Source organism: Streptomyces sp. NPDC054872 (assembly GCF_053610705.1).
Genome location: NZ_JBSGYY010000007.1, coordinates 116085 through 140473, shown reverse-complemented (window position 1 = coordinate 140473; position 24389 = coordinate 116085). Strand labels below are relative to the sequence as shown.

The following is a 24389-nucleotide window of genomic DNA, read 5'->3' as shown; positions in this document are numbered from 1 at the left end:
CCCCCGACACTTTTCGCAGCACCCGGGAACCACCCCCGCCCGGGTCCGACGAAGAGAGGGCACCCATGACCCGATCACCCGCGTGGCGAAGAGCCGGGCTGCTGCCTGCCGTCGGCCTCGCGTTCGCGCTGCTGCCGGCCGGGCAGGCCGCTGTCGCGGCTCCTTCCGACGCGCCGGGAGGGCGGGCCATCCCTGCCACCTCCGCCGCGCGCGCCGCCCACACGGTCACTTTGGTCACCGGCGACAAGGTCACCGTCACGGAACTCGGCGACGGCAAGCGGACCGTCACCGTCGACCGGCCCGCGGGGGCCACCGGAGCCGTCCGGAGCGAGATCGCGGGGGACCGCATCACCGTCGTACCGGACGAGGCGCGGCCCTACCTGAGCGCGGGCGCCCTCGACGAGCGGCTCTTCGACGTGACGGAGCTGATACGCCAGGGGCTCGGGGACGAGAGGGGCGGCGGGCTGCCGCTCATCGTCACGTACGACAAGAGCGCGCGCCGTGACGCGGGCCCGGCGACGCCCCGTGGCGCCGACAAGGTGCGCTCGCTGCCCAGCGTGGGTGGTCTGGCGGTGAAGGCGGCCGAGCCGGGCACCTTCTGGCGGGACGTCGCGCCGGGGGCCGCCGAGTCGGCGCGTACGAGGGCGGGTTCGGGTGTCGGTCTCGCGGACGGCATCGACAAGATCTGGCTCGACGGGCGCGTCGAGGCCGACATGGCGCAGAGCAACGAGCAGATCGGCACCCCCAAGGCATGGGAGGCCGGACTCACCGGCAAGGGCGTGAAGGTGGCCGTCCTCGACACGGGGGTCGATGCCGGGCACCCCGGTCTCAAGGGCCGGGTGGATGCCACCAAGAGCTTCATCCCGGGCGAGGAGGTCGCCGACCGCAACGGCCACGGCACCCATGTGGCCTCGACCGTCGGCGGCAGCGGCGCCGAGTCCGAAGCCGACAAGGAGAAGGGGGTGGCGCCGGGCGCCACGCTCTCCGTCGGCAAGGTGCTCGGTGACGAGGGCTCCGGCAGCGAGTCGCAGATCATCGCGGGCATGGAGTGGGCGGCCAAGGACGTCGGAGCCAAGGTCGTCTCGATGAGCCTCGGTTCACAGGAGGCCAGCGACGGCACCGACCCGATGGCGGCCGCGGTCAACACCCTCTCCAAGGAGACCGGCGCCCTCTTCGTCATCGCCGCGGGCAACACCGGCGCCCCCTCCTCGATCGGCTCGCCCGGCGCTGCGGACTCCGCGCTGACCGTCGGCGCCGTCGACTCCGCCGACCAGGCCGCCTACTTCACCAGCCAGGGCCCGCGCGCCGGCGACAACGCCCTCAAGCCGGACCTGTCCGCGCCGGGCGTCGACATCCTCGCCGCCCGCTCCCAACTGACCGAGGGCGAGGGCTACTACACCGAGATGAGCGGCACGTCGATGGCGACACCGCACATCGCGGGCGTGGCCGCCCTGCTGGCCGAGAAGCACCCGGACTGGAGCGGGGCCCGCCTCAAGGACGCCCTGATGTCGACGTCCGCGCGACTGGACGCGTCGGCGTACGAGCTGGGCGCGGGGCGGGTCAGCGTGCCCGACGCCATCAGCGCGCGGGTCACCGCGAGCGGGAGCGCCGACCTCGGCTTCTACTCCTGGCCCTACGAGGGCAACAAGCCGGTCAGCAGGACGGTGACGTACACGAACGCGTCCGACGCGGCGGTGGAGTTGAGCCTCGCCGCCGAGGGAGCGGCCGAGGGTGTCGCCACTCTCGCGGACAAGACGCTCACCGTCCCCGCGCACGGCACCGCGTCGACCACGGTGACCGGCGACGGCGCGAAGGCGCCCGTCGGCAACACCAGTGGCCGCATCGTCGCGAGCGCCGCCGGGAAGCCCGTCGCGCACACCGCGTTCGGCCTGGTCAAGGAGGAGGAGCGGTACACGCTCACCGTCCACGTCAAGGACCGTGACGGCGCCGCGACCGGGGCGGGCCTCGTCTACCAGCGGCTCGCGGAGCAGGTCGACCCCGTCCAGGCGGAGGTCGGTGCGTCCGGCACGCTGGAACTGCGCCTGAAGCCCGGCACGTACTCGCTCTCCTCCTTCCTCGACGTGCGCGGCGCCAAGGGCAAGGACTCGCTGGGTCTCGGCTTCCTCGCCGCGCCCGAGATCGTCCTCGACCGGGACCGTGAAGTGACGTTGGACGGAAGGAAGTTGCGGGAGGTCGGCGTGGACGTCGGCAAGCGGACGGAGACCCGCCAGCTCCTGATGGAGTACGACCGCCGTGCGAACGGCGCCGTTCTGCAGGGCGCGGTCCAGGTGCCCGTCAAGTACGACAGCGTCTTCGCGGCACCGACCGCCAAGGTGACCGACGGCAGCTTCGAGTACCGCACCGTCTGGCGCCTCGGCAAGCCGTCCCTGGACGTCAAGGGCCTCGGCGAGGTGGTCGCGCAGCCCGGCGGCACGGTCGGCGACGGGCGGAGCAAGCTGCGGATCGTGGACGTGGGCGGCGGCACGGCTGCCGAGTACGCGGGCAAGGACGTGAAGGGCAAGGCCGTGATCGTGCGGCGCGACCCCGGATCGGGGGCGACACCCGAGCAGCTGGGCCAGGCGGCCCAGGACGCGGGCGTGCAGGCGCTGTTCGTGACGGACGACGCGCCGGGCAGGCTCAACGCCTGGTTCGGCACGGACGACAACGCGGACCGGCCGTTGCGGATCGGCACGGTCGACGCCGCCGACGGGGCGCGGCTGCGGGCGGCGGCGAAGGCGGGCCGGACCGTGGAGACGACGGCGACCTCACGCACTCCGTACGTCTACGACGTCTCCGAGGGCCACAAGGGCGCGGTGCCCCGCGACCTGACGTACGAGCCGTCGAAGCGTGAACTGGCCGTGTTGGAGACGAAGTTCCATGCGGTGAAGCCCGTGGCGGGCGGTGAGTTCCGCTACTCGCTGACGGACACCTTCGACGTCGGGATCGGTTTCCAGGAGAAGATCAACTATCCGGTGGAGCGGACGGATTACGCGTCCACGGGAGCCGGCCAGCTGTGGCACGAGTCGGTGTCGGTCGGTCCGGGCGCCCTGGAGGAGCGCAGCGGCCTGGTCGAGTACCGGGGCGGCAAGCGCGGCGAGCTGGACTGGTTCAAGCCCGTGTGGCACCCGTGGCTGGGCACGGGGCTCGGCTGGGGCCAGCAGCGGACCGGGAACGACCTGGAGTTCAACGTCCCCGGGTGGGGTGATTCCGGGCCCGACCACACGGGGTTCGGAGACGTGTGGAACGACGACTCGATGACGCAGTTCACCGAGGTCCACGCGGACGGGAAGCTGGTCGACCGGCGCCAGAGTTCGGCGGCGTACGCATGGGACGCGAACCCCGCATTGACCACGTACAAGGTCGTGACGGACACGACGCTCGACCCGGGGCGGTGGCGGCTCGCCACGAAGGGCCACTCCGAGTGGACCTTCAGGTCGAAGGAGACGCCGGACGACCGGAAGACCTTCCTGCCGCTGCTGAACCTCGGGTTCGACGTGGACACGGACCTCGCGGGCGACGTGCGGGGCGGCCGGAGCCTGCCGGTCGGGATCTTCTCCGAGTACGTCAAGGGCGCCCCGGACACCGGAACCATCGGCGGCGGGAAGCTCGAGGTGTCGTACGACGACGGGAAGAGCTGGAGCGCGGTGAAGCTGGACCGGGACGGCACGAAGGCGGCCTGGGGCGGCAAGCTGAAGGTGCCCGGTTCGGCCGAGTTCATCTCGCTGCGGGCCTCGGCCGAGGACGACCGGGGTGGCTCTGTCACGCAGGAGATCGTGCGGGCGGCCGGGGTGAAGTAGGGAAGGGCCGAACGCGGCGACGCCGCCTCCCGTGGGACGGGGGAGGCGGCGTCGCTGCGAGAACTTCTGGGTGACGTCAGACCAGCCAGCCGAGGAAGTGGGCGATACCGGCGACGACGTCCGTGATGATGTTCATGGTGGTGCTTCTCCTTGTGGGACTTTCAGGATGTTCCAACTCCCGGACCCCGTATGGGACATGGACCGGGAACGCGGTAACTACGGTCTGCAGCCCGTCGCTTGCGCACCGTAATAATCGTCAATCACAGAGGCCACATGCAATCTCTGGCGTGACGATCACCTGTTCCAGGGAACAACTGCTCCCCTGTTCGCATTTTCGAGATCACGCCCTCCAGCGGGCTGCGGACCTGGTTCCACACCTGCGACCGATGGCCGGCCTCACTGATCGCGGCGTTGCACGGCGGTCACGGCCACCGACACCGCGATCAGCGCCCAGACCCCGTAGACCGTCCAGGCCCCCGTGGTCGTCCATGGGTAGAGGTCCGGGGGGCCGCCCGGCTGGGCCAGGCGGTCCCAGGCGTTGAGGGGCAGGGCGTGGGAGACCGATGCCGTCCAGCGGCGGTCGTCGGTGAGGAGGGCGGGGAAGAGGATGAGCACCGCGAAGACGGCGGCCATGGTGGTGGCCCCGTGCCGGAAAAGCGCGCCGAGCGCCATGCCCGCGAGGGCGCAGACCGGAGCCAGGAGCGCGGACGCCACGACCGCGCGCAGGGCGCCCGGGTGCGAGATCCCGATGCCCGCGTCGCGTCCGGACAGGACCGCCTGGGTGAGGGCGAAGGAGGCCGCGCTCACCACCGCGCCGAACACCGTCGTCACCGCGGCGATCACGGTCGCCTTGGCGGCCATCACCGCGCGGCGGTCCGGGACCGCCGTGAACGTCGTGCGGATCATGCCGGTGCCGTACTCGCCGACGACCGGCAGCGCGCCGACGGCTCCGACGGTCAGCATGTAGACGAGCGCGCCGTTCGAGGTGAAGGCCTCCAGGAGCGGGATGCCGTCACGGATGAAGTCGGCCCGGTCGGAGCCGTTCCGCTCCGACCAGTAGCGGTAGGTGTCGTAGGCCGTGCCCACGTTGAAGGCGAGGACCGACAGCGCGCTCAGCAGGAGGACCCAGGCCGTCGAGCGCAACGACCGGAGTTTGATCCACTCGGCGGCGACGAGATCGCGGAAGCGGGCGCGGCGTTCGGCGGCCACGGAGGCGGTGAGGATCGTCATCGCGTCTCTCCTGCCAGGTATTCGACGCTGTCGGCGGTGAGTTCCATGAACGCCTCCTCCAAGGAGGCGGTACGGGTCGTCAGTTCATGGAGCAAGAGCCGCCCCCGGAAGGCGAGTTCGGCGATGCGGGGCGCGGGCAGACCGGTGACGGTGAGCGTGTCGCCGTCCGCCTCCACCGACGCGGCCTCCGCGCTCAGCGCCTCCGTCAGCTTGCGGGGGTCCGGCGTACGCACCGTCACGCTCAGCCGCGTGCCCCGCGCCGCGAAGTCGGCCAGGCTCTCCGCCGCGATCAACTCGCCCCGGCCGATGACGATCAACTGGTCGACCGTGTTCTCCATCTCCGACATGAGATGGCTGGACACGAAGACCGTGCGGCCCTCGGCGGCCAGGCGCCGGAAGAGCCCGCGCACCCACTTCACGCCCTCCGGATCAAGGCCGTTGAGCGGCTCGTCGAACAGCAGCACCGGCGGATCGCCGAGCAGCGCCGTCGCGATGCCGAGCCGCTGCCGCATGCCCAGCGAGAAGCCGCCGACGCGGCGCCGCGCAGCACCCGCGAGCCCCACCTCGCGCAACACCTCGTCGACCCGGGCGCGCGGAACGCGGTTGCCGCGGGCCAGGCCGTACAGGTGCGCGGCGGCGCGGCGGCCGCCGTGCACGTCGCCCGCGTCCAGGAGCGCGCCGACGTGGCGCAGGCCGCGCGGACGGTCGCGGAAGGGGCGCCCGTCGATGGTGACCGTGCCGCGGGTGGGGTCGTGCAGGCCGAGCAGCAGCCGCAGCGTGGTGCTCTTGCCCGCGCCGTTCGGGCCGAGGAACCCCGTGACGTGTCCGGGGCGCACGGTGAAACTCAGGTCCTTGACGGCGGCCTTGCCGCCGTACACCTTGGTCAGTTCGTTGACTTCGATCACCTGGCACACGGTGCCGGGACGGCGGCCCCCGCGTCGTCGGACCACCGCGGACAATCGTGCGGGCGGATGTCGACCGTGGCCGTACAACCACGGTCCGATGACCGCTGTGGACCTTCTCGTTACGATCAGCGCATGCCCGCCACCCCGAGACTTCCCCTGCTCAAGCGCATACCCCTGGGCGTCTGGACGGCAGTGACGTGGTGCGCGGTGACGGCCCAGCCCCTCGTCCAGTACGTCCTGACGCCGCCCCGTCAGGATGTCTCGTACTCCTACCCGCGCGACGGCATGGACGGGCTCGGCGCCCCGTTGCTCCTGCTCCTCGCCACCGCCCTGGCCCTCGCGGGCTGCGCCGTGCTGAGCCGCCGGCCGCTGATCGCGACGGGACTGCTCATGGCGGGCACGGGCACCTCGATGGCGGCCTGGCAGCAGACGGAGATGGTGCCGACGGCCTGCCTGCCGGTGACGGTCGCCCTCGGCTTCGTCACGGCCCGGAACTCCCGCCGGACCTCGCTGCTCGCGGGCGCCCTGACCTTCGGGGGGCTGTTGGCCCTCTGGGCCCCACGGGAACTGCTGGGCTTCGGACGCGACGACGGCATCGCGGCGGAGCCGTACATCGCGCTGATCGGACTCGTCGCCTGGCTCATCGGGAACACGGTGCATCAGGCCCGTGTGCACACGGAGGACCTCCGCGCACAGGCCGCCACCCAGGCCGTCACCGCGGAACGGCTGCGCATCGCGAGGGAGTTGCACGACATGGTCGCCCACAGCATCGGCGTCATCGCCCTCCAGGCGGGGGCGGCGCGGCGGGTCATCGACACCCAACCCGCGGGAGCGCGGGACGCGTTGACCGCCATCGAGGCGACCGGCAGGGAGACGCTGTCCGGCCTGCGCCGGATGCTGGGCGCCCTGCGCGAGGCGGAGCCCGGCACGAAGGACGTGCCCCTCGGCCCCGAGCCCGGTCTCGCCGCCGTCGACCGGCTTGCCGAGACGACGACCGCTGCCGGTGTCCGCGTCGACGTACGGTGGCTCGGTGAACTCCGCCCGCTGCCACCGGAGATCGACGTATCCGCCTACCGGATCATCCAGGAGGCACTCGCCAATGTCGTGCGCCATGCGAGCACCGCTTCGTGCAGCGTGTCCGTCGACTGCCGTGCCGAGGAACTGGCCATCGAGGTGATCGACGGCGGACGCGGCCACGGCAGCACTCCCGGCAGTGGATACGGCCTCCTCGGCATGCGCGAACGGGTCGGCCTGCTGCACGGCGAGTTCTCCGCGGCGCCACGCCCCGAGGGCGGTTTCCGGGTCGCGGCGCTGCTGCCCGTACCGGCGGGCGCACGATGAGCGCCGACCAGACCCAGAGCCAGAGCGAGAGCCAGGCCCCGGCCCCCTTCCGTGTCGTACTCGTCGACGACCAGCCCCTCGTCCGTGCCGCCCTGCGCATGGTCATCACCGAGGCCCCCGACATCGAGGTCGCGGGCGAGGCGGACACCGGCTCCGAAGCCGTGCGGCTCGTCGGTGAACTGAGGCCGGACGTCGTGGTGATGGACATCCGCATGCCCGGCATGGACGGCATCGAGGCCACCCGCCTGATCACCGGGGGCCCGAGCAGGGGCACGCACGTCATCGTCCTGACCACCTTCGACGACGACGATTACGTCTACGGCGCGCTGCGCGCCGGAGCTGCCGGATTCCTCGTCAAGGACATGGCGCTCGACGACATCCTCGCCGCCGTCCGGGTGGTCGCCGCCGGCGACGGCCTGATCGCCCCGAGCGTCACCCGACGGCTGATCAAGGAGTTCGCGGACCGGCCGCAACCGAACTCCCGCCCGCGCGGGAACATCACCGGCATCACCGACCGCGAACGCGAGGTCCTGACCCTCGTCGGCAGAGGGCTCTCCAACACGGAGATCGCCGCCGAACTCTCCCTCAGCGTCGCCACCGCCAAGACCTATCTGACCCGCCTGCTCGCCAAACTGGACGCCCGCGACCGGGTGCAGCTCGTGATCATCGCGTACGAGACGGGTCTTGTCGGGAGCACGTCGACAAGTTGTTAGCCTGCGGGGCGGATCATCGAACCCAGGAGGCCCAGTGTCACCCGACCGCCCCACGATCGCCCTGGTCACCAGCAGGCCTCAGCTGGAGACCGGCCTCGACCGTGACCTCCCCGAGCTGGCACGCTCGCTCGGCGCGGCGGACGCCGATGTCGCCACCGTCTCCTGGGACGACCCGGAGGTCGACTGGGAGCGGTTCGACCTCGTCGTCATACGGTCCGCCTGGGACTACAGCGAGCGCGTCGACGAGTTCGTGGCCTGGGCGGGACGGGTCGCGCGGCTCACCGTCCTGGCCAACCCGGCCTCCGTGGTGCGGTGGAACACCGACAAGCGGTACCTCGCGGACCTCGCGGCGGCGGGGGTGCCCGTCGTGCCGACCCGCTATCTGGCGCCCGGCGATCCCCTGGAGATATCGGAAGCCGACGACGGCGAGTTCGTCGTCAAGCCCACCGCGGGAGCGGGCGCGCGCTACGCCGCCCGGTACGGGAAGGGCGAGTACGAGGCCGCCGTACGGCACATCGAGCGGATGCACGGCGAGGGCCTGACCGCGATGGTGCAGCCCTACATGCCCGGCATCGACGAGAGGGGCGAACGCGCGCTGGTGCACGTGGGCGGGCGGTTCCTGCACGCCATACAGAAGGGCCCGGTGCTCGCGCCCGACACCGCGTACGACGCCGAGAAGATGCCGCACCCCGATCTGCGCCCCTGGCAGCCGACCGCCGCCGAACTGGGCGTCGCCGAGCGGGCGCTGGCCGCGGTGCCGGGCACGCCCGAGCTGCTGTACGCGCGCGTGGACCTCGTCGACGACGCGGACGGCGAACCCTGCGTCATGGAGCTCGAACTCGTCGAGCCGAACCTCTTCCTCGCCCTGCACGCGGACTCGCTGCCCGTGGTGACCGAGGAGATCCTCACCGCCGCCGGATAATGGGGTGGACGTGGCGTCGGAGGCGTGCCTACTCTGCGGCCATGTCCAGTCCCGAGTCCGACAGACTCCAGCCACCGGCCGGCATGACCGGTGGCTCTCTCTCACGTCACCGGACCCATCGCCGCAGCGCGGACTGACATTCCCCCTTTTCTCCTTGGCGCGGCAGCCGCACGGCTGAGCCGCCGCCTTGTCGACCCATGACGTGGGTGCGGAGTCTTCTCATGCCCTTTGCCCTCTACATGCTCGGACTTGCCGTCTTCGCGCAAGGCACATCCGAGTTCATGCTCTCCGGTCTCGGCCCCGACATCGCCGCCGACCTCGACGTGTCCCTCTCCACCGCCGGAACCCTGACCTCGGCCTTCGCCGTCGGAATGGTCGTCGGTGCGCCGCTGATGGCCGTCCTCGGCCGCCGTCGGCCGCCCAGGACCGCCCTGCTCGCCTTCCTGGTCACCTTCCTGCTCGTCCACGTCGTGGGCGCGCTGACCACCAGCTTCGCCGTGCTGCTCGCGACCCGCGTCGTCGGCGCCCTCGCCAACGCCGGGTTCCTCGCGGTGGCCCTGGTCGCCGCCGTCGGCATGGTCGAGCCGAACGCCAAGGGGCGGGCCACGTCGGTCCTGCTCGGCGGTGTCACCCTCGCCTGTGTCGCGGGCGTACCGGGCGGTGCGCTGCTCGGGCAGGTCTGGGGGTGGCGGTCCGCCTTCTGGGCGGTGGCCCTCGTCTCGGTGCCCGCCGTCCTCGCGATCCTGCGGTCCGTGCCCGCCGGCGCTCCCGCCACCGCCCAGGCCGACGTGCGCGGCGAACTGCGGTCACTGCGCGAGGCGCGCCTCGTGGTGATCCTGCTGCTCGGGGCGCTGGTGAACGGCGCGACCTTCTGTACGTTCACCTATCTGTCGCCGGTGATCACGCATGTCACCGGCTTCTCCGAAGGCTGGGTGCCCGCGCTGCTCGCGCTCTTCGGCGTCGGGTCGTTCGCCGGGGTCACGCTCGCGGGGCGGTTCGCGGAGGCACGGCCCGTCCCGTTCCTCCTCACGGGCGCGGTGGCGCTGCTCGCGGGATGGGTGCTCCTCGCGCTGACCGCGGGCCGTCCCGGCGCGGTGGTCGTGCTCGTCCTCGTCCAGGGCGCGCTGTCCTTCGGCGTCGGCTCGGCGCTGATCACCCAGGCGCTGTACGCCGCGACCGGCGCCCCCACGCTCTCCGGCGGATTCGCCACGGCCGCGCTGAACGTGGGGGCCGCGATCGGTCCCGTGGGCGGCGGCATCGCCCTCGCGGCGGGACTCGGCCACCGCTCGCCGCTGTGGGTCAGCGCGCTGCTCGTGGCGCTCGCGCTCGCCGTCGGGGCAGTGGCACTTCTCCGTGGCAGAGGTCAGGGGCCATCGGTGAACGACAGCCGCTGGAGCAGCCCCCAGGTGAACTCCGCGACGCAGCGTCGCGGCTGACCCGCTCCGTCCGGCGCGGTGAAGGCGAGCCGCCAGCGTGTGGGCGCCGTGCCTTCCATCGGGCGGGCCGGGGCGAACGCGCGGGCGGCCTCGTCGACCGTGCACGACCAGGGGGTGAGGTCGTCGAGGGTCCGCAGCGCGGGGCCCGGGGCGCCGGACGCCCGGATCAGCCACTCGTTCCACACCGCGCCGTTCGGGGCACGCAGGACCTCGAAGCGCAGGTCGGGCCAGAGCGGCACCGGCCACAACAGGGCCTCGCACTCCAGGTCGCCGATCCGCCGGGTCACGGTGGCCTCGGGCGGGCCGAGGGCCGAGCGGTAACGGGAGGCGGCGCCCCGTGAGCGTGGCGAGCGGGACATCGCCTGCCAGCGGCGGTTGGCCTCGCGCATGTCCGCCACGGAGGCGCCGAGCTCGTGGCGGGCCGCCTCCACCAGGTCCGGGTTGTGGTCGGCCATGCGGCGCAAGAGGACCAGCTGGAAGTCGAGTGGGGTGAACGGGCCCGGAGGCCTGGGGCCGGAGGCGGAGCTAGCGGACATGGGCTCCATGGTCGCGCACCGTCGCGGCTCCCGGGCGGCGCCCGCCGGGAAGGAAGAGGACGGAGTTGACGTACCGGGGCCTGCGCGGCGTGAGCACCCGGCGAAGGAGGCCCTGCGACACGACGTACGACGTGTCGTTCTGGTGCGCCTCCAGGTCGAAGTCGGCGAGCGGCAGCCAGGTGTGGTGGGGCAGGACCCAGCCCTGGTAGCCGTGGTGCCGGGTGAGCAGGTCGACGATCGGCTTGATCGGCTGGATCCGTGACTCCAGCTCGATGAAGAGAGCGGGGCGGTCCCGGGTCAGCAGATCGTGGGCGCCGTGCAGGACCGGGAGTTCGTTGCCGTCCACGTCGATCTTGATGAAGTCGACGTCGCGCAGACCGAGCCCGTCCAGGGTGAGGCAGGGCACCTCGACCGCCTTGGCATGGATGTCCCTGCGGATGAGGGAGGAGACCCCGCGGTCCCCGCGGTCGCCCTGGGGCAGCCAGAGCCGTGCCGTGCCGGGGCGGTCGGTGGCCGCGGCCTGGATCACCCGGACGTTGCCGGGCGTGGAGCTTTCCAGGAGCCGCGCCAGATGGGGCACGGGCTCCACGGTCACCACGCGGCGCGCACGCGAGGCCAGGCGGCGCGACCAGGGTCCGTACCAGCCGCCGACGTCGACCGCCGTGCCGCAGCCGCGCGGGCAGAGGTCGGCGAGGCGGGCCAGCTCCGGTTCGAAGCGGGGGTAGACGAGGCGGGCCAGGGCGCCGATGAGCCGGGCGGGGAGGTGCGGGGCGAGGCGGGCGGCCACGGTCTTGTGCGGGTTCGCCCCGTCCTTGTGAGGGCGGTCCCCGGTCTTGCCGGGGCGCGTCACGGGGAGATCCGCTTCAGGAGCTGCTCGTGCTCGTCCTCCGATATCTGCTCTCCCGACGAGGGCAGGAGCTGCGGTATGCCGTCGATGATCGGGTAGCGGCGGCGCAGCCGCGGGTTGTAGAGGACCTCGTCCGGTACGAGGGGTTCCGCGGGCTCCAGGAGATGCAGCGGACCCTTGTCCAGCGGACAGGCGAGGATCTTCAGGAGCGGATCTTCGGGGTTCATCAGCTGGTCAACTCCTTGGTCGGGGGCGTCGGTTGAGGTGGTGGCGCGTCATGCTTGGGCATGGCGAGGAGCACGGAGACCGCGAGCGCGGTGCCCGCGATCCGCAGGGCGAGCCGCAGTGGTTCGTCCGGCAGCGGTTCGCCGAACGCCAGCGTGCCGAGTACCGCGGTGAACAGCGCGGTAACCGTCGTGCACACGGGGACGATGAGCGAGGCCCGGCAGCGCTGCAGCGCTGCCTGGGACATGATCAGGCCGAACGCGCCGGTGAACATCAGGAGATACGGGTACGGGGAGGCGAGGAGGTCGAGCAGCGCCGAGCCGAGTTCCTGCGTGGTCAGGTAGCTGGACACGCCCTTGATGGCCAGCGAGCTGACCCCGTAGAGAAGACCGACGGCGACCCCGTACTCCACGCCCGTCGTGGGCAGCCGGTGCCGGTGCTTCGCGCGGCGCTCGGCCGATCCGTACAGCAGGATCCCCGCAGCGAGCGACGGCAGGCAGACCGTGAGGACCAGCGGGACGGGCGCGCCGTGGCTCACGGTGTCCGCCTCCTCGTCCAGCGAGAGGACGACCATGAGCAGCGCGGCGAGAATGGCCCCGACGGCGTACCGCTCGCGCCCCGACGTCTGCTCGCCGAGCAGCACGGAGGAGAGCAGCAGCAGGAGCACGAGCCCGGAGACGAAGATGCCCTGCGCGGCGGCGATCGGCAGCGTCCGGTAGACGGCGAGCTGTGCGCCGAACCCGGCGGCGAGCGCGAGCGATCCGCCGATCCACAGCGGGCTGGACACGACCTGCCTGAGCAGCCGCGCCGGTTTGCGCACGCTGACGGACGGCATGGCGGTCAGGGCACGTTTCTCCAGGACGAACCCGGTGCTGTAGAGGACGTTCGCAAGGAGGGCGGCGGCCACACCCCACCACATGGCCTTACGTCCTTCGGGCGTGCAGCAGCAGGATCGACGAGGCGCTGGGCACGGCGCAGGCGAGCCGGTCCAGGGCGCGCAGCGGACGCGGTACGCCGTGGAAGGGCGCACCGGCGAGGCGTACCACGTCGAAGCCGGACGCGGCGACGAACTCCCGCAGGGCGCGGGCGGTGTAGAGCCGCAGGTGTCCGACGACCTCGCTCCCCGGCCGGCCGTGGATGCCGCGCAGGCTGACCTCGGAGAAGACGGGCTGGACCCCCGCGAGCAGGAGCCCGCGGTTGTACCAGGCGGCGAGGTTGGGTGTGGACAGCATCAGATGCCCCCCTGGCCTGAGCACCCTTCTCAGCTCGTCCAGGGCGCTGTCGGGGTCGACGAGGTGCTCGATGACCTCGCTGAACAGGACTGCGTCCGCGGAACCGTCGGCGAACGGCAGCCCACCGTCGGTGAGTTCACCACGCACGACGTACGGCAGATGCGCGTGCGCCCGCTTGAGGGCGTCCTGGGACCAGTCGACGCCGACGACGCGATGCCCCGCGAGGAGCGGGGCCGCGGTCGCCGCCGCGGTGCCGTCGCCGCAGCCGATGTCGAGGACGACGGCCGTGCGGGCGGTGGCGGGGCCGATGGCGTCGGCGAGCATCCGCGCCTGCCGCAGGCTGCGGGCGTCGCCGGAGGCCACGGGGACGGAGGGGTCCTCGTAGAAGTCCCGCAGGTCGCGGGGCGCGGTGCTGGTGCTGGTCAAGGTGTCTTCCCCTCCTCCGTGTGCTCCGTGGAGTGGAGGTAGTGCTCGAAGAGGTCGCGCAGGTGTGCCCCGTCGCCGCTGCTGAGCAGGGACTTCGACCAGCGCAGGGCCACGTGCAGCCGGCCCGCGGTGGACGCCGTGGTCACGGTCAGGCCGCGGGGCAGCCGGGCGGGCGCGGAGAACCAGACGGCGTGCGCGCGTCCGGCGTCACCGAAGTCCAGGGAGTACGGGACGCGGCCGATGTTGCTGAGCAGCGTGGTGGACGTCCACGGCGCGGCGGCTCTGCGCAGGCCGCGCGTCACGGCGGCCCTGAGGGTGACCGGCAGGACGGGCGAGGTCAGGAGGGCGGCTCCGCGGCCGAGTTGGGGCCGGGAGAGGGCCTTGAGCGCGCGGGTACGGTCGGCCGTGCGGCGCAGGAGCGCCCCGATGTCTTCCGGACCCCACTCCTTGGAGGTCAGCTCGGCCGCGCTGAAGGGGACTTCGACGAGACGGGTGCCGTTCCCGATGGGCATCTCCATCGTGCGGGGCCGGTCGTCGACGGGCATGGTGATCCGGAACGGCTTCGGTCGCGCGCCGTGCTCCCGGTTCCAGTGCGCGATCATCAGGGCGGTCGCCACCATGAGCTGATCGTTCACGGTGAACGGCGCGCCCTTGGGCCGCCGGGGCACGGGCAACTCGGCGACGAGCATGCCGTTGCCCGGAGAGGGCTCGGGCGTCCCGCGCGAGACCCGGGCGGGAGGAGCCCACCCGGAGGGCGCGTCCCCGACGTCCACCGCGCTCTCGGCGTCGGCGGACGTGGGCGTACGTGACGGGGGAGCGGCGGGCGAGTTGTCCTGCCCGCCGTACAGCTCGGCGGCCGTGGCCAGGACGCGGAGGCAGGCGGGGCCGTCGAGGGCGGTGTGGTTGATGGTGAGGAAGAGGACGCTGCCGTTGCCGGCGGGGGTGGCAGCACTCTTCTCGCCGTCCGTGGCCGTGTCGTCGCCCGAGCCGTCACCCCGGCCGGAGGCCACCGTGCCGCTGCCCTCCTGGGCTATCACCTCCAGGCGGATCGGCGGCGAAGCCGACAGTGGCGGGGCCTCGGAGAGGGAGCGGGTGCGGGCCTTCTTGAGGGCGTCCCGTTCCGGGGCCGGGAACGTCACCACCTCCACGTCCGGCTCCGCCGTCAGCTCCCACTCGTAGCGACGGCGGTACCAAGGCCCCCGCGCCTCCCGCATCAGGATGCGCGGGTGGCGGCGCAGGGCCTCGGTGAACGCGGCCCTCAGGCGGGCCGGGTCCGGGGTGCCGGGCAGGTGCACCTCGATGTGCACCGTCTCCGGCTCCTCCTCCTGGAGGCAGTGCCGGGCGACCTCGTCGACGACGGGGAACGGCACGCGCTCCGGGGGCCGTTCGGGTCCGTCCGCGTGACGTGCCGGGTGATCGAGTGCGGTCATCGGTCGGTGTCCTCCCCGGGGGCGGACGGCGCCGCGGCTCCGGCGAGCCCCTCCGTCGTCCTTGGCCTGCGCCGCCTGAAGCGCGAGGTCCGCGTGGTCCGCGCACCCGGCGGTGCCGGTTCCGGCTGGGCCGCCGCCGGGCCCCTGGCCGAGATGGTCGAACTGGTGGCCCGCGGGTCGCCGTCCGCGTCCTGACCGCCGCCCGCGTCGGCACTCGCGTCGGAGCCGGGACCGCTCTCCCCGCGCTTGCGGCGCGGCAGCGGAGTCGTGCCCAGGTCCCGGTCAGGTCCCGGCGCCGGTGTGCCGCCGCTCATCGGGGGAGGAGGCATCACCGGGGGAGCGGCGGGCGGAGGCTGGTGCGCGGGCGGCTCCCACGGAGCGAACGTGCCACCGCCGGGTTCCCCGGCTGCCGCGGCAGTCCCCTCCTGGGTACCCCGCACACTCACCAGTGCCGCGAACAGTGCGATCAGCGCGAGGAGTTGCGCGATGGGGCTGAACGCGCCCTCGTCAGCCGTGCTCGGCTCACCCGCACCCACGGCCGCCGCGATCCCCGCCCCGGCCATCGCCACGAAGGCGAGCGGCACGAGCAAGGCGTGACGGCGCCAGGCGAGCAGCGCGAGCGCGGGCACGAGCAGGGCGAACCAGCCCGCGATCACCGCGGCCACCAGCGTCAGCGCGACCGTGCCCAGGATCAGACCCGGAGCCGGCGGCGCCAGGTCGGGACCGTCCGGGTTCGGTTCGCGGCGCTTGATCAGGACCAGGGCGATCAGGGCGAGGATGCCGACACCGCCGCCGATCAGGCCGATCTCGTAGATCCGCGAGGGCTCGTACGAGAGCTTGACCGTGCCGCCCTCTCCCTTGGGGACCAGGAAGCCCTGCTGCCAGCCGTCGAGACGTACGGACGACAGCTCCTTGCCGTTGAGCGTCGCCTTCCAGCCGTCGTTGATGTTCTCGTAGGTCGACAGGTACGAGGCCGAACCCGCGCCCACCGACACCTCGCGCCGGTCGCCGAGCCAGTCCTTGATGTCCAGGGAGCGGGACTCCTCGTCGATCGCTCCCGGCGTCCCCTGCGTCATCGAGACGTCCATCAGGGCGAGCGGACCCCCGTCCCCGGCCTCGACGGTGTGCTTGCCCGCGCCGAGCGACAGGGTCGTGTTCTCCGAGCCGCGCGAGCAGAGCGTCACCTCGATGGGCCGCCGCTCGATCAGGTCACGTACCGAACCCTTCGCGCTCGTCGCGTGCAGCTTGCCGTCGACGGCGAGCACCGGACCTTCGCCGCAGGCGAGTTCGAAGGTCTTGGAGGCCTTGGGCTGCTTCGTCCGGAACTTGTCGAGCGCCGGGACGTAGACCTCGGTGAGCCCCACCGGGAGCTGCAGCTCCTTGTCCGCCACCGGGTTGTGCACCGCGAGCGGCGCCGTCTCGGTGATGGTGATGGTCAGCTCGTCCGTGGTGATGGGCGGGAAGCGCGTGTTGCCGTTCTCGTCGACGCCGGCGATCGCCGCGCCGTCCGGCGAGCTGATCTCGACCTTCTGGGGGCGCGTCGAGAGTCCGCCCGCGGCGGGCAGCACGACCTCACCGACCGGAACCTTGCCCTCCCACTTCAGCTTGATCACGGGCCTGTCGCCGGCGATCCACGCCGTCGTCAGGTCGCCGTCCGTGAGGTTGCGCGGAGAGAGACCGCCGCCGAGCTTCGACGTGGAGTCGGCGCTCGCGATGATCTGGTCCTTCTGCTCGGGCGCCACCTTGTAGAGCAGCTCGTCGAGCTCGGACCCCGCCACGGGGAGCGCGCTCGCCTTCACCTCGTACTCGGCCTCGGCCGGAGTGGTGAAGCGGCGGTGCAGCCCCGACTCGGTGTTCACCGGTGCCAGCGCGCTCGGGTCGGAGGCGCGGTGCATCGAGTACGTCGTCGCGTCGGCGCCCTCGGCGGGCGTCCTGGCCTCGGACCCGGTGTCCGTGGGCAGCTGCAGCAGCTTCGTCACCCGCACACCCGGAATGGTGATCTCCGCGAATCCGGCACCGGTCAGACCCTCGTGACCGATCTCCGCGTCCAGGATGGTGACCTTCAGCCAGCTCGAATCACCCTCGGGCGCCTTGATGCTCTGGCGCATGCCGTTGGGCTTCAGCGAACTGGTGCGGCTGCCCTGCTCCGTCTCCACCCGCACCTTGGTGGGCGCGGCCCGCACGCCCTCCTGCGGCAGCGGCGTGACCCGGAGCATGTCCGGCACCGACTCCTTGGCCCGGAACTCGGCCTTGATCCACGCGCCCTTCGGCTTTCCGGGGCTTCCCTCGGCCCAGGCCGTGGCGGGATTGCTGTCGAAGGCGTTCACGGGGTCGTACTGCGGCAGGTGGAAGAGCCAGTTGCCGTAGCTGGACGCCGTCACGGACTTCGCGCCGCGCAGCTGAGCCGTCGTCTGGTGTTCGATCCCGGTGGTGGGCAGGATCTGGTGCGGCTTCTTGCCCGGCTCCTGAAGGGCCCCGCTCGCGTTGCGTTCGCCCGGCGTGTAGGTGTACGAGGTGTTGGAGCTGACCAGGCCGAAGCGGGTGTCCGCACGACGCAGCCCGTCACCGACCGCCTGCAGACCGGGAGTCCCGACGCCCGGGTGGTTGTCGCCCGTCAGGACGGAGGGCCGGTCCCGCATCGAGGGGTCGGCGGACAGCTGGAGCAGCGACTCAGGGCCACCGCTCACCACGGCCGTGTTCGAGACCGGCTTGATCCCGGCCTGGCCGGGACGCTCGGCGCCCGCGCCCGGTGCGTAGATCTCCACCGCGCGCTCACGCGGGTAGAGGCCCTCGACCTGGAGGGGCGTGTCGTTGGGAATGATCCCGCCGGTTTCCGTCGGACCGAAGCCGGTGACCCGCTTGAAGCCGGACTCCTCGAGGGTCCGCTTCACGGTCGCGGACGGCACGTTGCCGACCTGGTCGGGGTCGAGGTCGTTGCGTACGACGACGTAGTACAGGCCCGCACGCGTCAGGTAGTCCTGCAGACCCGGGACCGCGCCGCCGGTCGTGAGCGCCTGTTCCACCGCGTCCATCGCGCGCCGGTTGCCGGGCGTGCCGAACGGGACGTAGTCCCGCTGCGCCCAGCGCGACTCGGCGAGCACGTCGAGGGGCTGGTCGATGGGTGAGCCCCAGGTGTAGATGCCGTGCGCGGTGGCGGGCACCACGAGCGCGCGGGAGTCGGGGGAGTACTTCTTCAGCCAGTCACCCGTCGCCTCCCAGTAGTTGGGCAGCTTCTGGAAGGAGCCGGGCTGGAGGATCGAGCCGTTCAAGTAGGGGAAGGCGAGCCCCGGAAGGACCAGCAGGGCCGCGATCAGCGGGGCGAACTTGCGCCCACGGACCGGCCGCGCCCCGCGCGACTGCGCGGCCACGCCCACGAGGTGCATCAGGCCGAAGACCAGCGCGAGCGCGAGGCCCGTCTGGAACTTGTAGATGTTGCGGAACGGGACGAGCCCGCCGTTCAGCCACGACTGCACCGTCTCGTGGAAGGGCGCGCCGAACGAGCCGCCGTACCCCGCGAGGGTGATCAGTGCGACCGAGAGCACGGTCAGGACGAGCCAGCGCCGCTCGGGCAGGTCGCGCCGCGCGAGCCCGGCGAGGCCGAGGGCGGCGGCGAACGCCGAGCAGACCACGACGACCACGGACGTCGCGACCGTCCAGCCGGCGGGCAGCCAGGCCTCGCCGAAGTGCAGATAGGCGACCCAGTTGCCGGCGCCGCGCAGGGTCTCCGTGGCCGACATCGTGCCGGTGGTCGTGGCCGAGTTCTCCACATAGGGCAGGAAGTTCTCGCCGTAGATGCCGAGCATCAGGAGCGGCACCACCCACCAGGCGGTGGCGAGGATGACTCCGGGCACCCACCAGGTGATCAGCTTGCGCTTGCGTGGCCCGTTCGGTCTCGACAGGAGATACAGGCCCACCGGCAGCAGGGACGCCAGCGTCGCCGCCGCGTTCACGCCGCCCATGAAGGGGATGAAGAGTGCCGAGCGCAGGGCCGCCGAGCGCGCGGTGATGCGGTCGTTCGTCAGCGGGAGCAGCACCCATGGCAGCAGGGCGCCGGGCAGGGCCGCCGCCGACGTCGATCCGACGACGACCGTGAAGGTCGGCCACAGGGCGTACGCCACCGCGCCGAGCAGCCGGCTCGTGCCGCTGCCTATCTGCAGGCGCTCCGCGAGCCGCAGCGCACCCCAGAAGGCGGTCGCCACGATCAGCGAGAGCCAGAGGCGCTCCGCGAGCCACACGGGGAGCTGGACGAGATCCGCCAGGCCGTAGAACGGCAGCATCGGCCACGCATAGCCGACGTACTGGTCCTGGATGCCGCCGAAGCCGCCCCGGTCGTGCCAGAGCTGGCCCAGGTCGGAGAGGAACTGCCAGGGGTCGACGGCGACCCCCAGCTTGGTGTCGAACGTCATCCGCCCCGGCTTCACTGCCAGGAAGAGGACGAACACCACGGCCCAGAACCCGAGCAGCCAGCGCTTGGAGCGCGGCCCTCTGCCGGGTTCGGGGGCGTCAGCCGTTGGCCGGACTGCCGCCGGGGGTGGGGCCTGGACCGTGGTCATGGACACCGCCTGAGGATGAGAAGGAGATTCCAGGTGGCGAACTCGCGTACACCCGGCACTTTGGTGATGCCACTGGCCAGGAACGGCCAGTAGCGGGACCGCGCGGACACGACGGACACGTCTTCCCTCGCCCGCACTTGGCGCAGGGTCGGGCCGACGTGGTGAGCGAAGAGGTTCTCGCCGAGCGTGTGTTTGGCTGCTTTACCGGTACGTCGTTCATAGCGGGCGCGCCCACGGGCGCCGCCCAGGTAGTGCCAGGGCGCCCACTCGTGGCCGCCCCACGGCGAGTACCAGTTGGTGAAGGAGACATAGATCAGGCCGCCCGGCCTGGTCACCCGCACCATCTCGCTGAGGAACGTCTGCGGATCGTCCACGTGCTCGAGGACGTTGGAGGAGAAGGTGACGTCGGCGACGCCGTCCGCCAGCGGGAGCAGATACCCGTCGGCGACGACGGAGCCCTCCGGCGGCTTGGCGCCCAGCTCGGCCGGGTCCGGCTCGAACAGGAAACTCTGGGCGCCGCGGCGCCGGAACTCCTCGGTGAAATAGCCACCGCCGCCGCCGACATCGACGACGACACGGCCCTTGACCGGTCCGTAGGCCTCGACCTGGTCGGCGGCGTCACGGGCGAGCAGGGTGTAACACCGCTCGGGCTCTTCCTGCTCGCGCAGGAAGGCCCGGAAGAGGGTGGCGGATCGGCGCAGGGACGGGTCCTTCACGCGGACCCCTGTGTTGTCTGGTGCGTGACGATCGCCTCGGAGGCCACCGCCTGGAACTCGCGCACGGAATTGGCCCACCGGTAGCTGGTGGCCCGTTCGCCCGCCGCCTTGCCGAAGGTCTCGCGGCGCTCGGTGCTCAGCGCCAGGGTGCACCAGGCGGCGGCGAAGGAACTCTCGCCCCGGGCGAGCAGCCCCGTCACGCCGTCCTCGATGGAGTCACGGACGCCCGGTACGTCGAAGCCGATGGCGGGGGTCGAGCGGGTCGCCGCCTCGGTGATCACCAGGCCCCAGCCCTCCACGGCGGAGGGGTGGAGCAGCATCCACGCCTCGCAGAGCAGCCGGTGCTTCTCCGCCTCGGAGACATGGCCCTTGAACTCCACGCCGGGACCGGCGATCTGTTGCAGCCGCTCGCGCTCGGGCCCGTCGCCCACGATGACCAGGCGGCCTCCGGTGACGGGCCTGACCCGCTCCCAGAGGCGGAGCAGCAGGTCGATGCGCTTGTACTCGACGAGCCGTCCCATCGCCAGGAACATCGGCTCGTCCGAGCGGGGGTGGAGCGGACCCGGCTCCTCGACCCCGTTGTGGACTATGCGTATGCGCTCACGGTCGACGCCTATCGCACGCAGCGCGGTGGCCGTCGACGGCGATACGGCCACCAGGAGGTTGCCGCGCTGGGCACCGGAGAGCGACCAGTGTTCGAGTCTTCGGCCGAGCCGGGCCGCGGGGGCGAGGGCGCCCTGGAAGCGCATCCCCCACAGATCGGTGTGCACGTGGTTGACCAGGCACAGCGTGGGCCCGCGGTGCCACAGCGGCGCCAGGTACGGCATGCCGTTGCAGACCTCGACGAGCAGGTCGCAGTCGCCGACCTGCCGGGTGAAGGCGGAGCGCGAGCGCAGATAGTGCCCGAGGTCACCGCCCGCCGACACGACGCGGTAGTCGCGGAAGGCGGCAGGGCCTCCGCACAGGAGGGTGACCTCGTGGCCGAGCTTGCTCAGGCCGTCGGCCAGCCGGTCGACGAGCAGTTCGGATCCGCCCGCGGCCGGATTCGCCAGGTCGCGCCGGGCGAGAAAAACGATCCGGCGCGGCTGCGGGGGAGGTGCCGGTAGCCGTTGCGCGACCCGCGGGGTTGCGGCGCGCAGCGGAGAAGGCACGTGCTGGGGCATGCGTGCTCCAACTCGTCAGGGTGCGGAACCGTGAGGTCGCTATGGGGGGTTGCACCGTTCGGGGGTCGCTTGCGGAGGTGCTGTGCTGTGACTGTGCGGGGGTGGTGCGGGGGCAGTGCGGGGACTGTGCTGGGGTGGGGTCGTTAGTTTTCGCCGCCGTGTTCGACGCGGCTACTCACCGAAGTGACAACTTTCGGGGTTTCAACTGCTGACGTCTCATCACATCGTGGTGGGTTGCAGGGCGGTTGGTGACGTATCGCTATTCGGACCGCTCGGCTCCGCCGCGGAACCCGGCCCTCCGGGCCCTTGTGCCCCACTGTCGGAACGCCGTCCGCGCAGGACGAGAACGCCTCCCGCGAGCGCGAGCAGCGCACCCAGCACACCCGTCCCCAGCGGCAGCGTCTCGCCCAGCAGCTTCAGCCGGCTGCTGTCGTCGTCGGCGAGCTCGACCTGCGCCTTCTGCGTCTTCTGCGTGAACGCGATGCGCTTGCTCTCGAGCAGCACCGTCGCGTCCTTGTCCGAGCCGGGCGCGCGCAGTGTCTTGCGGGGGCCGATCGCCGCGTAGATGATCCGGCCGGTGCGCTTGTCGGCGACCAGCTCTACGCCGTGGTTGGAGTACCACTCCTCGGCGAGCACGTTGCTGCGCTTGGGCTGTCCCACCAGGCGGCCCGGCACGAGGCGGGTCCCGGTCTTGGCGGGCTTCACCTTGGCGGTGAAGCGGTAGCCCTCGTAGCCCTGGATCTTCTTCGTGCCGCGGAAGGTCAGCGGGACGGTCGCGCCGAGGGTGTTGTCCCACCAGACGTAGGAACGTCGTTCCACGTCGAAGGGGAACTTGAGGTAGGCCTCGCCCTCGAAGTAGGGCTTCTCGTCGCAGCAGTGCACCGGCCTGTTCGTCTCGCGGTCGGTGACCCAGCGCTCCTCCGTGAACTGGAGCGAATCGTGCGGGTCCGAGGCCGGCAGGGACTTGTCCGGATCGACGGACGTGATCACGTCCCAGACGGCGCGCTCGCTGGTGCTGTCGTCGACGTCACCGCGCACCTGGCGGGTGATCGTGAGGTTCTTGTCGTGCACCGTCTTGATCTTCCCGGTGTCGAAATAGCTCCCTTTGCCCTTGAAAACGGTGGTTGTGTCGATGTCGACGGGCGTGCGTTTCGCCCGCGGCTCGACGTACCACGCGAGCATCGGGGCCAGGACGAGCAGAAAAACGCCGAGTCCGAGGAGGATCAGCGAGAGGGGCGAGGCTGTGCGGCGCATCCGGCACTCCTGGGGGCGGGTGAGAAGTGTTACTGAGCCGTAGGGGCCGGAACGCTAGGCGGACCCTTGACGAAGTGTCAATGCGTTGATGAAACTGTGCTCCTACCGGAAGGGGCCGGTAACGGGGCTGTGCGCACGACATCCGCGCGACCGGGGTGGGATCGACCTCCAGCAGAGAGGCTGACCCTGACATGCACCGATTGCTCGCCGCCGGTCTGACCGTCGTAGCCGCCGCGGCACTCGCCGTGGCCGCCGCGTTCGGCGTCGTCGCGCTCCTGAACGCGACCCCGGAACAGCCCAACACCCCGCTCGTGCATTACGAGACTGCCCCGCGGGGACAGTGAGTGGCCGTGCCCGTGACCGAGAGCCAGGGGTCGCTTTCCGTCCGCTCGGCCTGGCGCGACGTACCGCCCATGCAGGTGCGCCGGTTCGCCGCGCTCGCCCTGGACGAGGTGCCCGCCCTGGCGCAGGACATCCTGCGGCAGATCCGCTCGGAGTACCCCGGCCTGCCCGTCGTCCTCGACGACTCGGGCGAACCCATGGCGCTCATCGGCATACGCCGTGCCCTGGAGGGGTTCGTCCAGCAGATCGCCTCCGCCGAGGGCGGGCGCCCGTGCTACCCCCTTGAGGTCTTCCAGGAATTCGGCAGGGGCGAGGGCCTGCACGGCCGCAGCCTCGACTCGCTGCAGGCGATCTACCGGCTCGGCGTCCGGCTCGCCTGGCGCCGCCTGGCCGAGATAGGCCAGCAGATCGAGATCCCGCCACCGGCCATGTACGAACTCGCCGAGTCGGGCTTCGAGTATCTGGACGGCCTGGTCGACCAGTCCGTCCGCGGATACGCCGAGGCGGCGGCCCGGCAGGCGGGCGAGCGGCTGCGCCTGCAGCGCAAGCTGATGGAACTGCTGCTCTCCGAGCGGCGCGGGGACCCCTCAGCGGCGGCACCGGCCGACTTCGGTCATGCCTCCGGCGCCTTGGCCGCCCCGGGACAGCCCGGCGCCCGCAGCGCCCTCGACGAACGGGCCGCCCGCGTGGGCTGGCAACTGCCGGAGCGGGTGGCTGTCGGCGTGCTCCTTCGCCCCGCGAGGGAAGCCGTGGCGCCCGCCGTCGGCCAGGGCGTCCTGCTCGACATGGAGACGGAACAGCCCCGCATGGTCATCCCCGACCCCGAAGCGGCGGGCCGCCCGGAGCTCCTGCGGCGCGCCATGACGGGCTGGTCCGGCGCGATCGGCCCGCCCGTGCCGCTGGCCGACGCGGCGAAGTCGCTGCGCTGGGCCCAGGCGGCGGTCCGCCTGATGGAACGCGGACTGCTGCCCTCCGGTGAAGTCCTGCACTGCACCGAGCACACCGAGGCCCTGGTCCTGCTGCAGCCCGAGGAGCTCATCGAGGATCTGGCACGCCGCTGCCTCGCCCCGCTCGCGCACTGCGGTCCCGCGCACGGCCGCCGGCTTGCCGAGACCCTGCTCGCCTGGCTGGAGACGCGGGGCGGCGCACCGGAGGTCGCGGCCCGCCTCGGGGTGCACCCGCAGACGGTGCGCTACCGCCTGCGGCAGATCAGGGAACTGTGGGGCGACGAGGTCGACGACCCGGACCGCCGCTTCGAGCTCGAACTGGTGCTGCGCGCGCGGCGGTTGAGGGGTGAGCTGGGCCGGGTGGGCTGAGCGGG

The 24389-nt window shown here is 71.9% G+C and carries 19 protein-coding genes; 7 read left to right on the top strand and 12 right to left on the bottom strand.

Annotated features, from left to right (window positions below):
* The first annotated feature begins 65 nt into the window (after positions 1-65).
* Complete coding sequence (locus ACWGIH_RS11190; RefSeq protein WP_453447612.1) at positions 66-3797, top strand: S8 family serine peptidase; 3732 nt, start codon at positions 66-68, stop codon at positions 3795-3797.
* A 396-nt stretch (positions 3798-4193) separates the two neighbouring features.
* Here ACWGIH_RS11190 and ACWGIH_RS11185 read toward each other — a convergent pair whose 3' ends face one another.
* Together ACWGIH_RS11185 and ACWGIH_RS11180 are read right to left on the bottom strand one after the other, a co-directional pair.
* A complete protein-coding gene (locus tag ACWGIH_RS11185) occupies positions 4194-5027 on the bottom strand; it encodes an ABC transporter permease (RefSeq protein ID WP_453447614.1) in 834 nt (277 codons plus the stop codon).
* On the bottom strand, positions 5024-5932 hold the full coding sequence (locus ACWGIH_RS11180; protein ID WP_453447616.1) for an ATP-binding cassette domain-containing protein: 909 nt from the start codon (positions 5930-5932) through the stop codon (positions 5024-5026). The genes ACWGIH_RS11185 and ACWGIH_RS11180 overlap by 4 nt, the downstream gene beginning before the upstream one ends.
* A gap of 132 nt (positions 5933-6064) precedes the next feature.
* On the opposite strand from ACWGIH_RS11180, the gene ACWGIH_RS11175 reads away from it, so the two are divergent.
* From ACWGIH_RS11175 to ACWGIH_RS11160, 4 genes are all read left to right on the top strand, one after another.
* Positions 6065-7273 (top strand): sensor histidine kinase, encoded by a 1209-nt coding sequence (locus ACWGIH_RS11175; protein ID WP_453447618.1) that lies wholly within the window; start codon positions 6065-6067, stop codon positions 7271-7273.
* A complete protein-coding gene (locus tag ACWGIH_RS11170) occupies positions 7270-7986 on the top strand; it encodes a response regulator transcription factor (protein WP_453447620.1) in 717 nt (238 codons plus the stop codon). The genes ACWGIH_RS11175 and ACWGIH_RS11170 overlap by 4 nt, the downstream gene beginning before the upstream one ends.
* Before the next feature lie 34 nt (positions 7987-8020).
* Complete coding sequence (locus ACWGIH_RS11165) at positions 8021-8908, top strand: ATP-grasp domain-containing protein (protein WP_453447621.1); 888 nt, start codon at positions 8021-8023, stop codon at positions 8906-8908.
* Between the two features lie 221 nt (positions 8909-9129).
* Complete coding sequence (locus tag ACWGIH_RS11160; protein ID WP_453447623.1) at positions 9130-10344, top strand: Cmx/CmrA family chloramphenicol efflux MFS transporter; 1215 nt, start codon at positions 9130-9132, stop codon at positions 10342-10344.
* Here ACWGIH_RS11160 and ACWGIH_RS11155 read toward each other — a convergent pair.
* The 10 genes from ACWGIH_RS11155 to ACWGIH_RS11110 all read right to left on the bottom strand — a co-directional run bounded on the left by ACWGIH_RS11155 (position 10272) and on the right by ACWGIH_RS11110 (position 22726).
* The gene (locus tag ACWGIH_RS11155; protein WP_453447624.1) at positions 10272-10889 is read right to left on the bottom strand and encodes a hypothetical protein; all 618 of its coding nucleotides are present in this window, start codon (positions 10887-10889) and stop codon (positions 10272-10274) included. The two genes, ACWGIH_RS11160 and ACWGIH_RS11155, sit on opposite strands and share 73 nt — an antisense overlap.
* A complete protein-coding gene (locus ACWGIH_RS11150) occupies positions 10870-11730 on the bottom strand; it encodes an FkbM family methyltransferase (protein ID WP_453447626.1) in 861 nt (286 codons plus the stop codon). Before ACWGIH_RS11150 ends, ACWGIH_RS11155 begins: the two co-directional genes overlap by 20 nt.
* Entirely contained in the window at positions 11727-11954 is a 228-nt protein-coding gene (locus ACWGIH_RS11145; protein WP_363208541.1) for a Trm112 family protein, read from the bottom strand. The genes ACWGIH_RS11150 and ACWGIH_RS11145 overlap by 4 nt, the downstream gene beginning before the upstream one ends.
* Positions 11954-12859: a hypothetical protein gene (locus tag ACWGIH_RS11140; RefSeq protein WP_453447651.1), complete on the bottom strand. Its 906-nt coding sequence runs from the start codon at positions 12857-12859 to the stop codon at positions 11954-11956. The genes ACWGIH_RS11145 and ACWGIH_RS11140 overlap by 1 nt, the downstream gene beginning before the upstream one ends.
* A 16-nt stretch (positions 12860-12875) precedes the next feature.
* The gene (locus ACWGIH_RS11135) at positions 12876-13610 is read right to left on the bottom strand and encodes a class I SAM-dependent methyltransferase (RefSeq protein ID WP_451203364.1); all 735 of its coding nucleotides are present in this window, start codon (positions 13608-13610) and stop codon (positions 12876-12878) included.
* Positions 13607-15040, bottom strand: coding sequence for a condensation protein (locus tag ACWGIH_RS11130; protein WP_453447628.1), 1434 nt, complete (start codon positions 15038-15040; stop codon positions 13607-13609). Before ACWGIH_RS11130 ends, ACWGIH_RS11135 begins: the two co-directional genes overlap by 4 nt.
* The gene (locus ACWGIH_RS11125) at positions 15037-19593 is read right to left on the bottom strand and encodes an alpha-(1->3)-arabinofuranosyltransferase domain-containing protein (protein WP_453447630.1); all 4557 of its coding nucleotides are present in this window, start codon (positions 19591-19593) and stop codon (positions 15037-15039) included. The genes ACWGIH_RS11130 and ACWGIH_RS11125 overlap by 4 nt, the downstream gene beginning before the upstream one ends.
* Positions 19590-20309: a class I SAM-dependent methyltransferase gene (locus ACWGIH_RS11120; protein ID WP_453447632.1), complete on the bottom strand. Its 720-nt coding sequence runs from the start codon at positions 20307-20309 to the stop codon at positions 19590-19592. Before ACWGIH_RS11120 ends, ACWGIH_RS11125 begins: the two co-directional genes overlap by 4 nt.
* The gene (locus ACWGIH_RS11115) at positions 20306-21472 is read right to left on the bottom strand and encodes a glycosyltransferase family 4 protein (RefSeq protein ID WP_453447633.1); all 1167 of its coding nucleotides are present in this window, start codon (positions 21470-21472) and stop codon (positions 20306-20308) included. Before ACWGIH_RS11115 ends, ACWGIH_RS11120 begins: the two co-directional genes overlap by 4 nt.
* A gap of 219 nt (positions 21473-21691) precedes the next feature.
* On the bottom strand, positions 21692-22726 hold the full coding sequence (locus ACWGIH_RS11110) for a DUF3068 domain-containing protein (protein WP_453447635.1): 1035 nt from the start codon (positions 22724-22726) through the stop codon (positions 21692-21694).
* Between the two features lie 191 nt (positions 22727-22917).
* Here ACWGIH_RS11110 and ACWGIH_RS11105 point away from each other — a divergent pair, with 191 nt between their 5' ends.
* Positions 22918-23070: a hypothetical protein gene (locus ACWGIH_RS11105; RefSeq protein ID WP_249590098.1), complete on the top strand. Its 153-nt coding sequence runs from the start codon at positions 22918-22920 to the stop codon at positions 23068-23070.
* Positions 23071-23139: 69 nt separating this feature from the next.
* The gene (locus tag ACWGIH_RS11100) at positions 23140-24384 is read left to right on the top strand and encodes a PucR family transcriptional regulator (RefSeq protein WP_453447653.1); all 1245 of its coding nucleotides are present in this window, start codon (positions 23140-23142) and stop codon (positions 24382-24384) included.
* Positions 24385-24389 lie beyond the last annotated feature (5 nt).

Excerpts from the sequence above, each read along its gene's own strand:
- ACWGIH_RS11190 (WP_453447612.1), top strand. The coding sequence starts at position 66 with ATGACCCGATCACCCGCGTGGCGAAGAGCCGGGCTGCTGCCTGCCGTC.
- ACWGIH_RS11185 (WP_453447614.1), bottom strand. The coding sequence starts at position 5,027 with ATGACGATCCTCACCGCCTCCGTGGCCGCCGAACGCCGCGCCCGCTTC.
- ACWGIH_RS11175 (WP_453447618.1), top strand. The coding sequence starts at position 6,065 with ATGCCCGCCACCCCGAGACTTCCCCTGCTCAAGCGCATACCCCTGGGC.
- ACWGIH_RS11170 (WP_453447620.1), top strand. The coding sequence starts at position 7,270 with ATGAGCGCCGACCAGACCCAGAGCCAGAGCGAGAGCCAGGCCCCGGCC.
- ACWGIH_RS11160 (WP_453447623.1), top strand. The coding sequence starts at position 9,130 with ATGCCCTTTGCCCTCTACATGCTCGGACTTGCCGTCTTCGCGCAAGGC.
- ACWGIH_RS11155 (WP_453447624.1), bottom strand. The coding sequence starts at position 10,889 with ATGGAGCCCATGTCCGCTAGCTCCGCCTCCGGCCCCAGGCCTCCGGGC.
- ACWGIH_RS11145 (WP_363208541.1), bottom strand. The coding sequence starts at position 11,954 with ATGAACCCCGAAGATCCGCTCCTGAAGATCCTCGCCTGTCCGCTGGAC.
- ACWGIH_RS11130 (WP_453447628.1), bottom strand. The coding sequence starts at position 15,040 with ATGACCGCACTCGATCACCCGGCACGTCACGCGGACGGACCCGAACGG.
- ACWGIH_RS11125 (WP_453447630.1), bottom strand. The coding sequence starts at position 19,593 with ATGACCACGGTCCAGGCCCCACCCCCGGCGGCAGTCCGGCCAACGGCT.
- ACWGIH_RS11115 (WP_453447633.1), bottom strand. The coding sequence starts at position 21,472 with ATGCCCCAGCACGTGCCTTCTCCGCTGCGCGCCGCAACCCCGCGGGTC.
- ACWGIH_RS11110 (WP_453447635.1), bottom strand. The coding sequence starts at position 22,726 with ATGCGCCGCACAGCCTCGCCCCTCTCGCTGATCCTCCTCGGACTCGGC.
- ACWGIH_RS11105 (WP_249590098.1), top strand. The coding sequence starts at position 22,918 with ATGCACCGATTGCTCGCCGCCGGTCTGACCGTCGTAGCCGCCGCGGCA.
- ACWGIH_RS11100 (WP_453447653.1), top strand. The coding sequence starts at position 23,140 with ATGCAGGTGCGCCGGTTCGCCGCGCTCGCCCTGGACGAGGTGCCCGCC.